Consider the following 17024-nt stretch of genomic DNA (forward strand, 5'->3'; position numbering starts at 1 on the left):
TCCAGTTTTGTTGTATGGAGCAACTCAATTAACAAAGGAGAATATCATGAGTTTAACAGAGACAATACCTAGTGGTTTGAATAGAGCCACACCACAGAATTTAACACAAGACGAGACAATAAATGCATTAAATCTAGTCCCAGTAAAGTTGAAGCTTAAGCTGCAAGCTGAACGTGTAAATTTGTCTATGTCATATGAGCAAATAGACCATGCGGAAGATCAATACAAAGCTTTTTTATCTCTAATAAAAAATATCCGTATAAAACAATTATTCCAGCTAAATCTAGTTAGGAGGTCATATGTCAATTAGCGATATACTTAAATCGAGTGAAACGCTCTCGAACTCAATAGTTAAGTTGTATAGGATTGGTGGTTTTGCTCTTACTTTTGGTTTTACTGGTATCTGCCTTATTGTTTTTAGCAGTTTCACTAAAACGTTACCTGAGCTTACGTTTGGTCTTGGGACTATACTGACACTTGTTTGCTTATTCTTCTTTTTATACGTAAATGTTACGAAGACTCGGAATGCGGCTCAGACCTTAGCTGACAATAAAGAAGCAATCGAGGCTGTACAGAATATGTCCATGCAACTGAGTGAGATTACAGCAGACGCTCAGGCATTGAGTTTTAAGTATCTCGATAAAATAGATATAGCCTTGGATAAGGTAAGGCAGATTCCATTTGTCGGCGAAAAGCTAAATATGCTAGGTATTAACCAAGAAGAATCAGCTTCAAAAGTTCTGGTGGAATACAAGATAGAGCTTGAAAACTTAATCAATGAAACAAAAACTGCTCTTATTTCTGGTGATGCACAAACCCTAAACAGATACTCAGAGCAGTTGCACCTTGTTTCTAACAAATTAAAAAATGAGCTCAAACGATAAGTACCTAACAAAACAATTAGAATGGACTAAAAACGCTTGCTTGACTCGCTTTTAGGCACTTATTGCGGTGTTAAAAGGCTTGAGTATGTTTCAAAAAGGACTTTAAGATGAGATTACATGAACTAAATATAAACAACTTTAGAGATAATAGTAGGAGACCCATTTTAAAATTGGCCAAGATTTATTCATAGACTACTTTTAAATTAAGTTTAAACAGTAGGCTTACGATAATGACCAAAGCACGTAAAAGACAGGTGAGTTTACAAGATACCAAGTACTATCATTGTATTTCACGCTGTGTTCGACGTGCTTATTTGTGTGGTAAAGACGCTCATACAGGTAAATCATATGAACATCGCAGACAGTGGATTGAAGACAAACTTCAACAAATAGCTAAGGTGTTTTGAATTGATGTATGTGCCTATGCGGTTATGAGTAACCATACGCATTTTGTACTTTATGTAGATGACAAAAAAGCAACCAGACTCAGCGATAAAGCGGTGGCAATTCGCTGGCATAAGCTATTTAAGGGCACACTCCTTAATCAAAAACTTTTAGCTGGTGAAAAGTTAGATAGGGGCCAACATTTCTTTTTAGCAACAGAAATTAAAGAATTTAGACAGCGACTATCGGATATTAGTTGGTTTATGCGTGTACTTAATGAACACATAGCTCGCAAAGCCAATAAAGAAGATAGTTGTAAAGTCAGGTTCTGGGAAGGCCGCTTTAAATCACAAGCTCTCTTGGATGAAGCAGCACTTGCTGCTTGTATGGTCTATGTAGATTTAAACCCCATTCGCGCCAAAATGGCAAAAACACCTGAAACATCAAACCACACAAGCATTAAAAAACGCATCGAATCAGCAAAAGAGGGTAAGCAACCCAAATCATTATTGCGATTTTCAGGGAACCCCAGAAAGTATATGCAAAAAGGTCTGCCGTTTGAATTTAAATATTATTTACAACTAGTTGAACTTACAGGGAAGTGTATTCGGGCAGACAAACGTGGCTCAATCGATTCTTCTCATCCTATTTTAACTAGGCTCAATATTTGTCCTGAGAATTGGTTAAAACTCACAACACAATTTACCCGAGTCTTTAAAGGGGCTGTAGGTCGGTAAAGGTCTTTGCAGAGTTATTGTGACCATGTGCAATTAAAACGGCGGAGTAGTTTATCCCAATGCCAAAGGCTGTTGGCTTAGGGGGTTCTATTTTATAAGGTTAACTTAACACTTCGAGCTGGTATTCTAGCCGTCAGCCTCCATGTTAATATCTGATTATGTTTGTCATAGTGGTTTTTCTACCCTTGACTCTTTTATGTAAAAGAATTCACTTTATCAATTTCAGAAAAACTTGGTAATTATATAGTAAGCTTTACTTAATTAGAGTGAGTGTCTTTTTTCTCTATATGTTAATCGGTTGAGGCTAAAAGCAGCCCTGTTTGTGTTAATTGTGTAAAAAGTCAACTCTGGTATGAATGTTTTTCATACAGATGATTGTAAGAAAAAATCTAAGTTAGAGGGTGACCAAACCCTTTAAAGTATGTGCTCTATATACAGCTCTGTATCGCATAATTACTAGCGTCTTAATGCGACTTCAATCATGGCCTCTATTTTACAAGTGGCTCACTTAAATCTTATACCATACCTGAAAGTCAGAGTATCTATAATTGAACTATAGTCTAACGTGTTGTTGGCAATATATTAAATCAAATTAACTCTCTTAAAATTCACTTGAACCACTGATTTTTATTAACTTACCATTAATATTCTTACACATAAAACATACACAAAGGGGTTGTGTATTCACAAAAGGAAATGAAATGAGTGGAAGAATTTTACTCACTGAGGACGTGAGTTCAAATCAACATTTTAGTGAGACTAGAGATAAGATCTTAAGAAAGATATCGAACCCACGGTTTCCCTGCACCTTTAGCAGGAAGGCTGCCAAAGATAAAACTATCTTATGGGGATATCACGATAGGAGAAACAGTAACGAAGAGCTAATAGATATTTTAATTTCGTACACTAATTTTATTAGGCAAACGGCACCTAAAACTAGGTTACTTTCACCTTTAATTGTTATTTTTGATGGTATCGACGCTAAAAAATTAGAGGACCAACAAAAGCAAGCTTGGGAAATCATACAAAGTATTCATTATTCAGATCCTATGCCATGGCCAACAGATATTCCACTTGACCCTAATGATTCAAATTGGTGCTTCTGTTTTAACGGTGTACAGCTGTTTATAAATGCGAGCTTACCTGGTTATACTGAGCTAAAAACTAGAAATCTAGGTAATAGCATTTGCTTTGTCATAAATCCCAGAGAAGTTTTTGATCTTGTTGCACCTTCTAACTCTGCACAAGGCAAAAAAGTGCGTCAGGCAATTAGAGCCAAAATTCCTGTTTATAACAATACAGAGACTTACCCCAAAGAGCTTGGTTTTTTCTCTGAAAAAAATAATAAAGAATGGAAGCAATACATACTTCCACAAAGCAACCAAAGGGTTACAAACTGCCCACTAAAAATCTCAAGAAAGGACACACAATATGTTGATTGATTATACTTTAATTTTATTATACATAAGCTCAATCGTGGTTTTCTTAGGCACTCCAGGACCAGTTGCGGTACTGGTCGCCAATAGTAGCGTCAACGGTGGAATATCAGCGGGGGTCAAAACAATCATAGGCACTAATTTAGCGTCTATTATATTAATTTCTGTCTCATTCTTAATGATCAATGGGATATTCTCAGCAAACGACCAAGCGCTCAGTTTTTTAACATTTTTTGGTGCGTTGTACCTTATCTATTTCTCTATAGACATACTCAAATCAAAGGTTAGCTTATCTCAAAATGATTTAGCTCAGGCTAAAACTAAATCTTGGTTGAAAAGTGGTTTTTTAATTGGTATCTCTAACCCAAAAGATATCTTATTTTTTATCGCTTTCTTTCCTGCGTTTTTTAATGTCACAGACAATAAAACGGCCTCAATGCTTGTGTTGCTAACAATTTGGATAGTTTTAGATTATGCACTGTTATTTTTACTATCTTTTTTCTTCACAAAAGTATCTAAAGAAAGTACGGCAAATAAAATTAATAAATGCTCGGGGTCAATCTTATTGTTGATTGCCTGTTACGCTTTAGATACTTCAGCACCAGAAGTGTTTAGCGCACTTGCTTAGCATAAAAACCGTTTACTTGAACTTAGGCAAGCTTAATTTTTGATTTATTGAGCTTGCTTAAAACCTGTTGATAGTATGGCAGAGTTAGAGACGAATTGTTTTCTTTGTGAAAACGCAGCAAACTTATTATTAAAGTTGAGTGTCTTTTTTTTTTCGCCGTGACTCGATTAATTTGACGATTTTATTTTCTATTTTATTTATCTGATTTTTAAATGTAGTGAGGATAGGCTTTATTGTCATAGCGAGTTCTTTAGGCAATATTTGAAGACGGTTTTTCTCCATTGTTTGCATGACGAATAACTGGTTTCTGCGAGCTACTAAATCGCTCATAAGCTGCATAGTTTCTGGCTTTAACTGAGATAACGATGGTTTAATAGCTTCACCATAATGAGCAATAAGTTTAGCGTCGAGCTTGTCCGTTTTAGCGCGTTGGCCAATTGCACCAGCAAAGCGTTTTACATGAACTGGGTTAGCAATTACAAAAGGCAAACCTGCTTTAGCACATGCCATAATGAATGGCATTTCTAATCTACCTGTGGCTTCGATAATAACACGTTCAGGTTTGTGTTTTTTAATCTTAATCACGGCTTCTTTAATGCCTTTTTCATCGTTAGAAACAGTGAAGTAAATATCTAAAGGTCGGATATAAATATCGAGTTGAAATTTACCGGTATCGACACCGATGTTAATGCTTTGATTTGTTTTAGTATTCATATAAGCTAACTCTTGCTTGCGTAATGCGGGCTCGGCCGCGCTTGCTACGAAGCAGTAGACTATTCGAGTGTGGTGCTTGGAGTCTTTTACAGCGTTCTTTCTTGTTATCGGTCTCTCAATTGAGGAGCCATCGCTCAATCGAACTACTGTAAAAGAAGGCTTTAGTTGCAGCTAAAGCCTGGGTCTCACCTTAAATCGGTATAAAAAGAATAATTAAGATGGGTGTATTATCCATACAAGTTACTCAAATGGACGCAAAACGCTTGGCTTGCGCTCCTTCGTCTCTGATTTTAGCTAAGCATTTATGCGCCCATTAGTAAGGCGTTAGGGCTCCATACATTACCTTAGGTATCTATGAAATTCTTATTTTCTCAAATTTTGGAATTACCATTCATGCTAAATATCTCAAATGGAAGGTATTTAGTGCGATTTGAAGGTGATGACTATCATCTTGATCTAAACAATGATTTGTACGCAGTTGTAACTGAGGGAGCAACGATACCTTCTGTAGTGCTTTTAGCCTCACGTGAAGAAGCATTTAAGTTTTCAAAGAGCCAAGCTGATACATCTGTTATTAAATTGCGTTCAGTTTTAACACTAAATCTTGTTGATTTCCCAAAAGATAGAGATGACCTAAGTAGCACAGAATTTTGTGGCAAAGTACAAACAGAGCTTTCAAGGCAAGGTGATACCGAGAAAGAGGATATTGAACAAGCAGCTAACGACCTTGTAAGGTTAATTTCCTCAAATGACAAAAATCAACTGGATGCTGAAATCCTGAAAATTTACGCAAGAGCCAGATTCAATAAAGAGTTTGGGTATGACTTCATTAAATTATGTAATCACTTTATCAAACATTATTGTGTAGTCTTTGAAGACAGGTTTGCACAGGAAATATCGTTACATGATGTATGTGAAACAACATGTGGTGGGGTTCTACAAATCACATATGTTGATGGCAATCTTTTAGAAAACTCAACATTAGTTGGTAAAATGCCACCTATCTTCAAAAGAAGTTGGTTTACCCAAGAAAGTGAAAAAACTGAAGAGTTCAAAAGTAAGCTGTCTTCTTCAGCAGGAGCTGATGAGATAAAAATGCTCACTGTAAGAGCATGGAATATGTTTGAGAGAGGCGCATACAGGTCTGCTATCATCGAGTCATCTTCTGCTCTAGAAGCAGAAATATCGATCCAAATAAAAAATGGTGGTGTTGAATCTGGCAAAACCTCAGAGGAAATGCAGCAGTTATTGTTCGACAATCAGCGTTTTGAGCAAAGATGCAAAAAGTTAATGAAAGATTATTGTGGCTTCACGATACCAGAGTTAGATAATGCTCTGTGGTCTTCAGTAAAAGAACATAGGGATAACCTACGGCACAAAATAGCTCATTCTGCTGCTGAGCCATCAGCAGCAATGGCTGAAGCCGCAATTGAAGATTTTTCTGGATTAATAGAGAAAATCCGTAACAAAGCCCTAACAAGTAAATCCAGGTGACGCCTACGGCGCACCTGATTTAAGCGTTATCCTTCGAAGGAAGTTAAGATGCAAATAACAAAATGGAAATCACTGAGGTTGCTCTGGGCCCCTTGGTTTTTAATTCATTCATATATCTATATTGAAATTTCGTTTTTTATAAACTCACCTGATGCTATTGGAGTAGTTCGAAGTTTGATTACATCTTTAGTTCTATGTGGGTGTATATTTTATTCTTTAGGTGTCAGATTCCTTAACAGAACATTCTGGCAATATTTATTGGCGATAGGGATAATTGATGAGCTTATTGGTTGGTTCGAAAAAGACGGCTTTGACATAGTTACAACAGTAGTGATTTTTACATTTTATTTTGTTTTAGCTTTATACGCTTTCCAAAACAAAACGATTTGGCGGTTAAATCAAGTACCTAAAACTTAACAACAGACCATCGCGTCAATAGCTAATAAATTAAGCTTTTGGCGCTTCCCAAACTTCCACAACTCTAAGTATAGAATTCAACATATCAATCACTTCCAAGCCCATGAAATGATTACTACTATTTTGGTTTTCTTGCAGACCCCAATTTTGGATCATCAAAATCATTAAACAGCTTTATGTAAATCAAGAAAATGTTGTTTGCACTTATTCAAATTATTTAACTGTCACGTACCTAAAATACACCTAAAATAAGATACGTGTTTATAACTAAATGCCTGTTTAACCTGAAAAAATACGATTAAGCATTTCAACAATGTCTGACTTTTTGTAGGGCTTGATGATTACGTCATCAAACTTGGCATAAAGCTCTTTTTCTTGAAATACATCTGCAGTGACAGCAACGATTGGTTGGGTGAGTTGTTGCTCTTTTAATTCTTTCAATGCTTCTAACCCTGACATGCCTGGTAGATTTATGTCGAGTAAAAACAGGTCAAAGTTTTCAAGGCTCGATCTTTCAAATAGGGTTTCAGCGCTCTCAAAAATGGTAAATTGACAACTTAATTGAGACATAACCGCTTTTATCAGCATTTGATTTAAGGGGTTGTCTTCTACGATGCAAACATGACGTTTTTCAAGGTTTGTAGGCTGTTCTTGAGTCAACTCTAAACTGGCCTGACATTCATCAATCGGCAAAGAAACCGATACTAAAGTGCCTTTACCTAGCGTGCTTGAAAGCTGGATCTTACCTCGCATTAATTCAACTAGGCCTTTAGTAATGCATAAGCCTAAACCGGTGCCTTCTTTTCTTTGCATACCGACTTGTTTATATTTATCAAACAACAAAGCTTGATCGGTTTTACTTATACCTATGCCTTGGTCGGCAACTTCGATATGTAGCTTGTTTTTGTTGAGATAAAAGCGAATGTTGATTTGTTTGTGTGATGGAGTGAACTTAACGGCATTACCGACAATATTAACGATGATCTGTGTTAACTTGGTTTTGTCTAAGTCGAAAAAGCGGCTGTTAAAGTGCGGATCAATGTCGTAGTTGAGCTCGATATTTCCTTGCTTCGCTTTTATATTCATCATGCTCATGATGTTTTGAAATAGCTTGTCGAGTACCACAGGTTGCGGTTTTAGCTCCATTTTACCGGCATTTATTTTTTCTAAGTCGAGTACTGAATTGACTATCTCAAGTAGCTGTTGACTGCTGAAATCGATATTGTCGATATATGACACTTGTTCAGAGGGGAGCGCTTTGACTTCTGGTGCGTGTTTTAAAATCTCACTGAATCCGGTGATCGCATTTAATGGGGTGCGTAGCTCATGACTAATCGTCGACAAAAACTCATCTTTTGCTTTATTCGACTCTTTAAGTTGTCGTATTTTTAATCTTAGTTCTAATTGTGCGATAACTTGCTTAGCAAGGGTTTGCAAGGCGAGGCGCTGCTTGTCATTGAGCGTTTGTGGTTTGTTACTTATGGCACAAAGGGTACCAATTGCTTGTCCGTTTGGAGCGCAAAGAGGGGCACCTGCATAAAAACGAATTTTTGGGCCGTCTGTGACTAAGGGGTTATCGAAGAAGCGTTCATCTTTTTGGGCATCTTCGATTTCAAACACTTGCTCTTGCAAAATAGCGTGTGAACAAAAAGCAATTTCACGACTGGTTTCATCTGCATCAAGTCCGACTTTTGATTTAAACCACTGTCGATTGCTATCGACTAAACTCACTAGTGATATCGGCGTGTTACAAATCACAGAAGCAAGTTTTGTGATGTCGTCAAAACATTGCTCTGCTTCTGTATCAAGCACCTGATATCTATCAAGCGTCATTAGACGAAGTTTTTCGTTCTCTGGAATAGGTGCGCTTTTCATAATGAGTTTCCGTGCGATAAGAGCTCTGCATTTACATTAGCATTTAGATAAAGCACTTCAAAGGTATTTGTAACAATGCTTTTTGGTTGCTTTTTTAAATCAGACTAATGATAAGTGGTGTGTTTTCTCTTTTAAATTAATACAGAGCAGTTTTTGATAAAGCTTTCACACTACATTCTGCAAATTAATCTAGTAAAAAAGAATAGCTCAGAATTTCTTAATAAAAACTTAACTTTCAATTATTTGATTAAATTATTCCTTAAAGATTCGTAAAACGGTTACGAGATAAAAGCCTATTTATAACGCAAAACACTTGCATTTATGGAACGTTCCAATATTGTGTGTCTTATTTAGAAACTTGAAGATCATAGTTATGTTTAAAATGAAAAGTTTGGCCTTTTTATGTACCGCGATGATGTCTCAGACATCTTTTGCAAAAGATATCGTGCTGTATGACATCACTAACAAAGAGTCATTTACAGTTCAAGCTGAGCATCCTGCGTTTGTTGAAACTGAGTCAGTCAAACAGCTATTTGATAGCTCTATCCACAGTAAATTTTTATCTGATAAATCTGAGGCTTGGGTACAAGTTGATTTTGATCAAGCATTTAAAATCCATCAGTATTCACTGACCTCTGCGGGAGATGCGCCGGCGCGAGATCCAAAACATTGGCAGGTAAAAGGCTCACTAGATGGCAAAAGCTGGACCTTGTTAGATAGTCAAACAGAGCAAGGCTTTGACACAAGAGCACAGACGAAGACCTATACGCTGACTAAAAGCAAAGAGGTAAAACATGTACGTTTTGAGTTAAAGCAACAAGGTACTACGCAATGGGGCGATCGTTATTTACAAGTGGCAGACATAGGCTTGTTTGCAGCAACCGATTTACCGCTAGCGTCGTTCGATCTCGATAAACGTATCATTCGATTGAATGAAGTGATCACTTTAACCAATACCAGTGAAAATGAACCTGATCACGTAGAGTGGATCATTCCTGGTGCAAAAATAAAGCGTGATGGGCAAAATGCTCATGTTAGTTTTGATAAACCAGGAAGTTACTCTGTTACCTTGAAAACCAATAATAGCGTGGGAAGCGACGTTGTAACTCAAAAAAATATCATTAAGGTGATGGATGTTAATCGTCCTTGGGCGGGCCTACAATTACCAAAAGTGGTGGTTAAGCTTGAAGACACTGAGTCTGCGGGTGCGAAAAGACTGATTAAATTGCTGCCAAATATCGAACAAGCGATTAATGAAGTAACCCGTGATTTAGTACCTATGCTGTATAACAATTTCACCGAAGTACCTGAGTTTGAGCAGGTTACATTCAGACTAAAATGGATGGATACGCTAGCTTACCGAGCGGGTGATTATTCAAATATGGAAATTGCGTTTAGCAGTAAATACATCACTGAAAGACTAGCCGATAAACCAGATGAACAAGTCACTTACGAGTTGCTTGGTGTACTTTGGCATGAGCTGACCCATGGCTATCAGTTATTCCCACAATCAGCGACGGGCACTCCAGAAGAGACCCATGCGTTTATTGAAGGGGTTGCCGATTTAATTCGCATTAATGCGGGCTACCATAAAACGCGTGAACCTCAACCATCAGATACTTGGCTAGCTGGCTATACAAATACTGGCTTTTTCTTATCTTGGTTGAGTAAACGCTATGAAGCGTTTGAGCATCAATTTAATGCTACGGCAACTGAGTTGCCTGACTGGACATTTGCTGCTGCCATTGAATATGTGACAGGCGAAAAGCTCGAAAAGCTTTGGCAAGAGTATCAGGCTGAACTTAGCAAATAATACACTCCGTCTTTCAAATGGTCATTTTTGCTTTCCCCTTGGCAGAAATGACCATGCTTTAAATTTGAATATATATTCAAATTTAAAGCATCAAATTAACACCTCATTTTCTGTTAAGTAAATTGCAACACGCGGTTACAATTAGATGAACTTTTATTACCTAAATTGTTGACAATGATTAAATGATGCGCAATTATTGGAACGTTCCATGCTGTTGTGAGTTTCATTCTATTCGCTTCAGTATTTTTTTATTTAAAAAGTGGAACGTTCCATAATAAATAAATCTTAGAGGCTAAGATGAATAACAACAAAATTTTAATGCTATCGCCGTTGGCACTGGCCGTGTCTTTGTCGATATCTGCTTCTGCAACTGCTGCAGAGCAAAATCAGGTCGAAGAAAAAGTTGAGCGTATTGAAGTTACGTCTTCACGTATTAAGCGTACTGAACTTGAGGGTGTTACAAATATTCAAACGATTTCATCTGCAGATATGGTGAGAAGTGGTTTCACTAATGTTTATGAAGCGTTAAGTAGTGTGACTGCGGCCAATGGTCAGATCTTAGGTGAAGTTGAAACGGGCTCTTACACGCCAGGTGCCAAAGAGCTAAAGTTGCGAGGCTTAGGCCCAGAGTACACTCTGATCCTAGTAAACGGAAAGCGTTTAGCCTACTACCCAATGCCTTACGGCGGTCAAACCAACTTTGTTAACCTTGATATGATCCCAACAGCCATGGTTGAACGCATTGATATTCAAACGGGTGGTGCATCGGCGATTTATGGCTCAGATGCGATGGCGGGTGTTGTTAATATCATCACGAAAAAAGGCATAGATTCGCATTATGTTGATGCTTTTTATGGCCAAGATACTTATGGAACGGGCGCGAAAAAAGGCTTAACTTTTGTAGGCGGCTTCCAAAAAGACGAGTTCACATTTGATTATGCACTAGAGTATAAACATACTGATCCTTTGCTATCGGGTGACAGACCTTATCATGACAGTGTGTGGGACAATCCAGATCCAAAAGCACACCACGAAACAAACCGTTCAATCACAGTTTGGGCTGACAATACCGAGTACAAAAACCAGTATTCGGCGCAGTATTGTAACTCTGAGCAAAACCCGCATCCACGCGCTGTACAGCACTTTATTGAGCGCAATAGTTATGGCGCAAGTTGTGGTTGGGATGAAACCAGCGATAAATTACTTCGAAATCAATCAGAAGCGTTTAGTGTTTACATCAACTCAGAATATCACTTAAACGATCAGCACAGCTTATTTGCGAATGGCTTCTATATCGACCAAGAGAAAAAAGGCCGTCGTAATACCTTTTTCTGGGGTCATCATGAGTCAATTCACGGCGGTACATTCTGGGATCCAGATATCGAAAACCAAGAAGGTACGCTGGGTGCACCGGTTAAGTATATGTGGCGAGTGGTTGCTGATGAAGAATACACCGAAGATGGTTTAGGTCGTACGTATAACGACACATCACTGTCTTTCAACGTGGGTATTAAAGGTGAGATTGGCGATTATTACTATTCAGTAGGTTATAGCCGTGCAAACTATGACTTCAACGACCGTTATTTACATCACACCAATGAAGGCAACCGCTTGGTTAAAGGCCAGCAATACGGTGAAGTAAATGGCATGCCTGTTTATCGTCCTAACTACGAAATGTGGTTTGCGCCGTTAACACCAGACTCGGCAATGCAAATTGCTGATTGGGCAACGTACGACGGTAACTCGTTCAATAACACTTTTACAGCAGATATCACAGGCGACTTATTTGAATTACCAGCAGGGCCTGTGTCATTTGCCGCTTATGTTGAAGCGATGAATGAAGGCACGCGTGCAACGCCAGACGCGCGTATTCTAAATAAAGAATTTGTGGGTTTGACCGGTGTTATTACTGAAGGTGAACGTGACCGTTATGCTGCTGCAATGGAGTTTTTAATTCCTGTTACTGAGCAGTTTGATGTAGAAGCCGCTGTTCGTTACGACCATTATGACGACATTACCGATGTAGGCGGTGCGCCAACTTATCAGCTTGGTTTTACATACACGCCAGTTGAATCTTTAGTACTTCGCTCTGCTTATAGTACGACGTTCCGCGGTCCGAGTATGTCTTCGGTTTATCAGGGTTTCTCTGGAAACTTTGGCTCTGGCAACGACCGTATCACCGCCGATGCGTGTGCTGTACTAGCTGCTCAAGGTGAAGTATCAGGTTATGCAACCGACGCGCTAACAGCGACCTGTGAAAACGTCGATTTATCGAACCCACAATTGGCTTCATTGCAAGCGAGCTTCGAGACGGTATCTGCGGGCGATCCAACTTTGAAAGAAGAAACAGGCCACTCGTTTACCGCAGGCTTTGTGTATGAATATTCTGAGAATCTTTCGTTCAATGTTGATTTTTATGACATCACGATTAAAGACAAAATCAAAGTTCTTAGTGCAGGTAGTATTCTTGGAACAATGTGGGAATGTAACGAAGGCATTCAAGATCCAAACTCACAACTGTGTAAAAACACCGAAGCGCGTATTCAACGTTATGATGAAAATGGTAAAGGTACAGATCGCCTAGGCAACCCGATTGCTGGTGATGCCTATACGCCGCACTCAGTGCGTCAAGGTTATATCAATGCCTCAGAAACTCAAGACGGCGGTATTGATCTAGGCGTGCAAGGATTATTTGATACTGAATTTGGAACGTTCCGTTATAAGTTCGAGTACAACAAAGTATTGAAGAAAAAAGAACGTATTGAAGCGGCTGATCCACTTAAAGATATCTTAGACGATCAGAACAATTACGACTTCAACGATACCGCGAACTTTAGTTTAACTTGGCAAAAAGAAGATACCTCGATTTCATTGCTGAGCATGTACAGAGGTGAAATGTGGAACCTTGGCGTGTATGGCGAGCGTCAAAAGCTACCAGCTTGGTACCGTCATAACCTAACTTTCGGTCAATTCATTGGTGACAACACCCGTGTGATTTTCTCTGTGAAGAATCTGCTTAATGCGATGCCGCCGCAAGACGAAACCATGGGTAACTATCCGTTCTACCTAGGTGGTAACTACGACAGCATTGGCCGCGAGTTTGTATTGCGTATGACTTACGAGTTCTAACAAGAATAATAAGGAACGAACATGAATAAATTTACTTTATCAGCGCTGGCGTTGTCGGTATCGGCGATTCTGGTTGGCTGTAATGATGGCTCAGGCTTTACCTCGACACAAAACGAAGCAGAGCAAAGCACGCAAGTGACGGAAGCTGCGGGGTCAAGTGCACTTCGCAATATGTCACAAGACAAAGGTGCAGAAATCGAAGCTGTATTGGCCGAAGGGGTAACGTCTCCTGATGGTGAGCAGGTCGGCAATTTAATTGACGGTAATCACAGCAGCAAATTCTTGGCCTTTGATAAAAAAGCCACTGTGATCTTCAAAGCGGCGAAAGCGGCTGCTTTGCAAAAATACCATTTTGTTTCTGCAAACGATGAGCCTAAGCGTGACCCTAAAAACTGGGTGGTATATGGCTCAAACGACAAGCAAGAATGGGTTGAAATCGATTCTCGTGCCAATGAAGCCTTTACTGGTCGAGCAGAGTTAAAAGCGTACGAGCTTGAAGGTGAACAAGAAGTTTATCAGTACTTTAAATTCGATTTAGAGCACGGCGGTACCGACAGCTATGGCGCTGACATCACTCAGCTTGCAGAAATTGAGTTATTCGTGATTGCAGAAGCGCCTATCGTATCGTTTGGTGCTTCTAATTTAACGCCTGAAGTGGATGAACTTGTGGTATTTGAAGATACTTCATTAGTTAATCCAACCAGTTGGCAATGGACATTTGAAGGCGGCACGCCTGCAACTAGCACTGAGCGTAAACCGCTTGTTCGTTTTAACGAATTAGGCGCGAAAACAGTGACTTTAGTTGCTAAAAATGACAAGGGTGAATCTGAGCTAGTTAAAACTGATTACATTCGCGTTTGGGACCCAGCGAGTCCTTGGGCAGGTTTCCCGCAGCCAACAGTGACATTCACCAAAAATAAACCAGAGCATCCTGGTCAAGCGGTACTTGAGCGAGTTATGCCTGACTTAGAAGCAGAAATTCACCGAATTTCTGAGTTGATCGCTAAGCGTTTATTCAACAATGTCACCGAAATTAACGTATTTGAATCGGTTGAATTTATCACCGATGAATATGATTTCCCGGCGGCAAAAGGTGGCACAGACAAACAAATGCAATTGATGTTTGATCTTAACCATATTGCTAATTTAGAAGGCAAAGGCGATCAAGCTATTCGTGACGAGATAATCGGTGTGCTTTGGCATGAGCTGACCCATGGTTACAACAATGTACCAAACACTGGCGATTACATTGAAGGCACCGACTACCATACTTATCTAGAAGCACTTGCTAACTTTATCCGCATTGAAGCGGGTTTCTATGAGCATGGTCGAGCAAACATTGATTGGTTAGATGATATCAATAAAGATGCCTATAACCAGACTTCATTCTTCTTAGAGTGGGTGGTGAACACGAACCGTAATATCGACTTTATTAAAGCGTTGAATGCGGCGGCGAAAGCGCTTCCTAAGTGGTCGTTTGATGCTGCGTTTAAGCATATCTTTGGTGAACATCGTGGTCTTACAGAGGTTGTTGGTGAATACCAAACTTACCTTAAATCACTTGGCAAAGTCCCTCCTTACCCGACACCGGTTGTGGGCTTTAATAATGCCGTGCAGTTTGACGGTGTAACCGTGACGACCAATGCAAGTCATATCGGTATTTGGGGAGAAGGTCCAGAAGCCCTAGCTGATAACGATATTCGCAAGAAGTTTAATGCGGTTGTCGAAGCGCCTTGGTGGGTACCAGAATATCTTCCAGATATTTTACCGATTAATGAAGTTGAAACAGTGAATGCTGATTTTGTGTTACCACAAGCGGTGAATGTAGCGAAATACTCGATTGCCACAGCTAGTGACAACGAAATTCGCTTCCCAACGAGCTGGCAAGTCTTTGCTTCAAACGATGGTGAAACATGGACACTCATCGATGAGCAAACATTTGCGGCCTTACCAGAGTTGGTGACGACTTACACCTACGAACTTGAAAAGCCAGTTGATGTGCAACACGTTCGTTTCTCATTCAAAAATGAGCGACAAGGTGAGGGGATTGGCGGTGACAATGGTAGATTAGTGCAAATCGGTGAAATCGCGGTTTGGACACAAGATTAATATTTTCTCTATTGTTTCCCTAGATTATTAATGTGAGAGTCAAAGCAGGCCGAAAGGCCTGCTTTTTTTTGTCTAAAATTATTGCAATTTTATTTTCAATGTTAGAAAGTAACTTTTAATGTTTTTGTTTTTGTTAAAAAGTAACGGTTGATTGTGAGTTTGCAAAATGATGTCTGAGTTTTTAAAGGGGTCGGGTGATCCTGAACAACTTAAATCGCAAGGTTGGAATATACTTGCAGAAGAAGTGAGTTTACCCGTTGCGGTTATCAGACAAGATGCGATTGCGCAAAACGCACGGTGGATGTCTGAGTTTGCACGTAAAAATAACGTGTTGCTTGCTCCACATGGTAAAACCACCATGGCACCAGAGCTGTTTAATTTACAGTTAGAGCATGGGGCGTGGGCCATCACAGTGGCAACTGTCCCGCAATTACTCTGTGCTCATGAAGCTGGCGTAAAACGCATTATTTTAGCGAACCAGCTGATAGGTACATTTCATTTTAAACAAGTCGCCCACCTTCTGAAATCAACAGACATTGAGTTTTATTGCTTTGTAGATTCAATCGCAAACGCGCAGGCTTTGGGCAAGTTTTTTGATGAAGCTGAGGTAAAGCTAAATATCTTATTAGAAATCGGTGTTGAAGCGGGCCGATGTGGTTGGCGAGATGTAACTCGAATTAATGAATTTGTCGGCGAGTGCCAGCGTTTTTCTAGTTTGCAGATCTGTGGTCTTGCTTTTTATGAAGGTGTCATTGGCGGTGCGCAAGCAGAACAAAAAGTAACTCAATTTGTTGAGACAATTCTTAACACTACGTTGCAATTAAAGCAGCAAGGTGCGTTTGCATGTGAGCAGCCAATTATTAGTGGCGCGGGTTCAGCATGGTACGACATAGTGGCAAAAACACTCGCCTCTCACAATGAATCAGGGTCATTACGTTTGGTGATCCGCCCAGGCTGTTACTTAATTCACGACACGGGCATTTATCAAGATGCACAACAAACCGTGATGGCACGTAGTCAGATTGCCTGCGATATTGGAGGCGATCTCATTTCTAGTTTATATCTTTGGGCATATGTGGTGTCTATGCCTGAAGAGGGCCTTGCTATTGTCGGGCTTGGTAAACGGGATGCCGCATTTGATGCGGGTTTACCTCAGCCTGAATGGATTTTTAATAAAGCGACACAAACGCTCAGAGTGGCTGAAGCGAGCTTAAAATTAGAGAAGATTATGGATCAGCATGCCATGTTGCGAGTGCCACAAGGTGTGAGCTTATCGGTGGGCGATATGATCTGTTTTTCAACTTCTCATCCATGTTTAACCTTTGATAAGTGGCGTCAAATAGGGGTGGTTGAGCAAGATTGGACCATTTCGAAAACCTTTACTACCCATTTTTAAATAGAGCG

12 protein-coding genes and 2 pseudogenes are annotated in these 17024 nt (G+C 39.6%); 12 read left to right on the forward strand and 2 right to left on the reverse strand.

All coding sequences use genetic code 11. The features are described from left to right. The first annotated feature begins 46 nt into the window (after window positions 1–46). From ACH784_RS21690 to ACH784_RS21715, 6 genes and pseudogenes are all read left to right on the forward strand, one after another. Window positions 47–310, forward strand: coding sequence for a hypothetical protein (locus ACH784_RS21690; RefSeq protein ID WP_404395955.1), 264 nt, complete (start codon window positions 47–49; stop codon window positions 308–310). Further along, window positions 300–884, forward strand: a complete 585-nt coding sequence (locus ACH784_RS21695) for a hypothetical protein (RefSeq protein WP_404395957.1) — start codon at window positions 300–302, stop codon at window positions 882–884. Before ACH784_RS21690 ends, ACH784_RS21695 begins: the two co-directional genes overlap by 11 nt. 230 nt (window positions 885–1114) lie before the next feature. Beyond that, on the forward strand, window positions 1115–1291 hold the full coding sequence (locus ACH784_RS21700) for a transposase (RefSeq protein WP_404395959.1): 177 nt from the start codon (window positions 1115–1117) through the stop codon (window positions 1289–1291). Between the two features lie 24 nt (window positions 1292–1315). Continuing rightward, window positions 1316–2086, forward strand: a pseudogene (locus ACH784_RS21705) (transposase). A gap of 620 nt (window positions 2087–2706) precedes the next feature. After that, window positions 2707–3447, forward strand: a complete 741-nt coding sequence (locus tag ACH784_RS21710) for a YqcI/YcgG family protein (protein WP_404395960.1) — start codon at window positions 2707–2709, stop codon at window positions 3445–3447. Beyond that, window positions 3437–4069: a LysE family translocator gene (locus tag ACH784_RS21715; protein WP_404395962.1), complete on the forward strand. Its 633-nt coding sequence runs from the start codon at window positions 3437–3439 to the stop codon at window positions 4067–4069. Before ACH784_RS21710 ends, ACH784_RS21715 begins: the two co-directional genes overlap by 11 nt. Before the next feature lie 159 nt (window positions 4070–4228). On the opposite strand, the pseudogene ACH784_RS21720 reads toward ACH784_RS21715, so the two are convergent. Next, window positions 4229–4783, reverse strand: a pseudogene (locus ACH784_RS21720) (transposase); the annotation flags it as partial. Between the two features lie 354 nt (window positions 4784–5137). On the opposite strand from ACH784_RS21720, the gene ACH784_RS21725 reads away from it, so the two are divergent. Both ACH784_RS21725 and ACH784_RS21730 read left to right on the forward strand, forming a co-directional pair. Continuing rightward, a complete protein-coding gene (locus ACH784_RS21725; RefSeq protein ID WP_404395964.1) occupies window positions 5138–6277 on the forward strand; it encodes a hypothetical protein in 1140 nt (379 codons plus the stop codon). A 48-nt stretch (window positions 6278–6325) separates the two neighbouring features. Then, window positions 6326–6694, forward strand: a complete 369-nt coding sequence (locus ACH784_RS21730; protein WP_404395966.1) for a hypothetical protein — start codon at window positions 6326–6328, stop codon at window positions 6692–6694. A 279-nt stretch (window positions 6695–6973) separates the two neighbouring features. Here the strand turns inward: ACH784_RS21730 and ACH784_RS21735 are convergent, their stop codons facing one another. Beyond that, window positions 6974–8569 carry an ATP-binding protein gene (locus ACH784_RS21735; RefSeq protein ID WP_404395968.1) on the reverse strand — a complete coding sequence of 532 codons (1596 nt, stop codon included), beginning with the start codon at window positions 8567–8569 and terminating at the stop codon, window positions 6974–6976. Window positions 8570–8942: 373 nt separating this feature from the next. On the opposite strand from ACH784_RS21735, the gene ACH784_RS21740 reads away from it, so the two are divergent. The 4 genes from ACH784_RS21740 to ACH784_RS21755 all read left to right on the forward strand — a co-directional run bounded on the left by ACH784_RS21740 (window position 8943) and on the right by ACH784_RS21755 (window position 17016). Beyond that, window positions 8943–10382 (forward strand): basic secretory protein-like protein, encoded by a 1440-nt coding sequence (locus tag ACH784_RS21740; protein WP_404395969.1) that lies wholly within the window; start codon window positions 8943–8945, stop codon window positions 10380–10382. A 297-nt stretch (window positions 10383–10679) separates the two neighbouring features. After that, the gene (locus tag ACH784_RS21745) at window positions 10680–13511 is read left to right on the forward strand and encodes a TonB-dependent receptor plug domain-containing protein (RefSeq protein WP_404395971.1); all 2832 of its coding nucleotides are present in this window, start codon (window positions 10680–10682) and stop codon (window positions 13509–13511) included. Window positions 13512–13532: 21 nt separating this feature from the next. Next, on the forward strand, window positions 13533–15620 hold the full coding sequence (locus ACH784_RS21750; RefSeq protein ID WP_404395973.1) for a basic secretory protein-like protein: 2088 nt from the start codon (window positions 13533–13535) through the stop codon (window positions 15618–15620). 166 nt (window positions 15621–15786) lie between these two features. Further along, the gene (locus ACH784_RS21755; protein ID WP_404395974.1) at window positions 15787–17016 is read left to right on the forward strand and encodes an amino acid deaminase; all 1230 of its coding nucleotides are present in this window, start codon (window positions 15787–15789) and stop codon (window positions 17014–17016) included. The last annotated feature ends 8 nt before the right edge of the window (window positions 17017–17024 follow it).

The sequence above is a fragment of the Pseudoalteromonas phenolica genome, from assembly GCF_044788725.1.
Taxonomy (GTDB): domain Bacteria; phylum Pseudomonadota; class Gammaproteobacteria; order Enterobacterales; family Alteromonadaceae; genus Pseudoalteromonas; species Pseudoalteromonas phenolica_C.

Bases quoted from the DNA above. Each gene is read 5' to 3' on its own strand.
- ACH784_RS21745 (WP_404395971.1), top strand. From the start codon at position 10,680: ATGAATAACAACAAAATTTTAATGCTATCGCCGTTGGCACTGGCCGTG.
- ACH784_RS21730 (WP_404395966.1), top strand. From the start codon at position 6,326: ATGCAAATAACAAAATGGAAATCACTGAGGTTGCTCTGGGCCCCTTGG.
- ACH784_RS21695 (WP_404395957.1), top strand. From the start codon at position 300: ATGTCAATTAGCGATATACTTAAATCGAGTGAAACGCTCTCGAACTCA.
- ACH784_RS21750 (WP_404395973.1), top strand. From the start codon at position 13,533: ATGAATAAATTTACTTTATCAGCGCTGGCGTTGTCGGTATCGGCGATT.
- ACH784_RS21755 (WP_404395974.1), top strand. From the start codon at position 15,787: ATGATGTCTGAGTTTTTAAAGGGGTCGGGTGATCCTGAACAACTTAAA.
- ACH784_RS21740 (WP_404395969.1), top strand. From the start codon at position 8,943: ATGTTTAAAATGAAAAGTTTGGCCTTTTTATGTACCGCGATGATGTCT.
- ACH784_RS21710 (WP_404395960.1), top strand. From the start codon at position 2,707: ATGAGTGGAAGAATTTTACTCACTGAGGACGTGAGTTCAAATCAACAT.
- ACH784_RS21700 (WP_404395959.1), top strand. From the start codon at position 1,115: ATGACCAAAGCACGTAAAAGACAGGTGAGTTTACAAGATACCAAGTAC.
- ACH784_RS21725 (WP_404395964.1), top strand. From the start codon at position 5,138: ATGAAATTCTTATTTTCTCAAATTTTGGAATTACCATTCATGCTAAAT.
- ACH784_RS21715 (WP_404395962.1), top strand. From the start codon at position 3,437: ATGTTGATTGATTATACTTTAATTTTATTATACATAAGCTCAATCGTG.
- ACH784_RS21690 (WP_404395955.1), top strand. From the start codon at position 47: ATGAGTTTAACAGAGACAATACCTAGTGGTTTGAATAGAGCCACACCA.
- ACH784_RS21735 (WP_404395968.1), bottom strand. From the start codon at position 8,569: ATGAAAAGCGCACCTATTCCAGAGAACGAAAAACTTCGTCTAATGACG.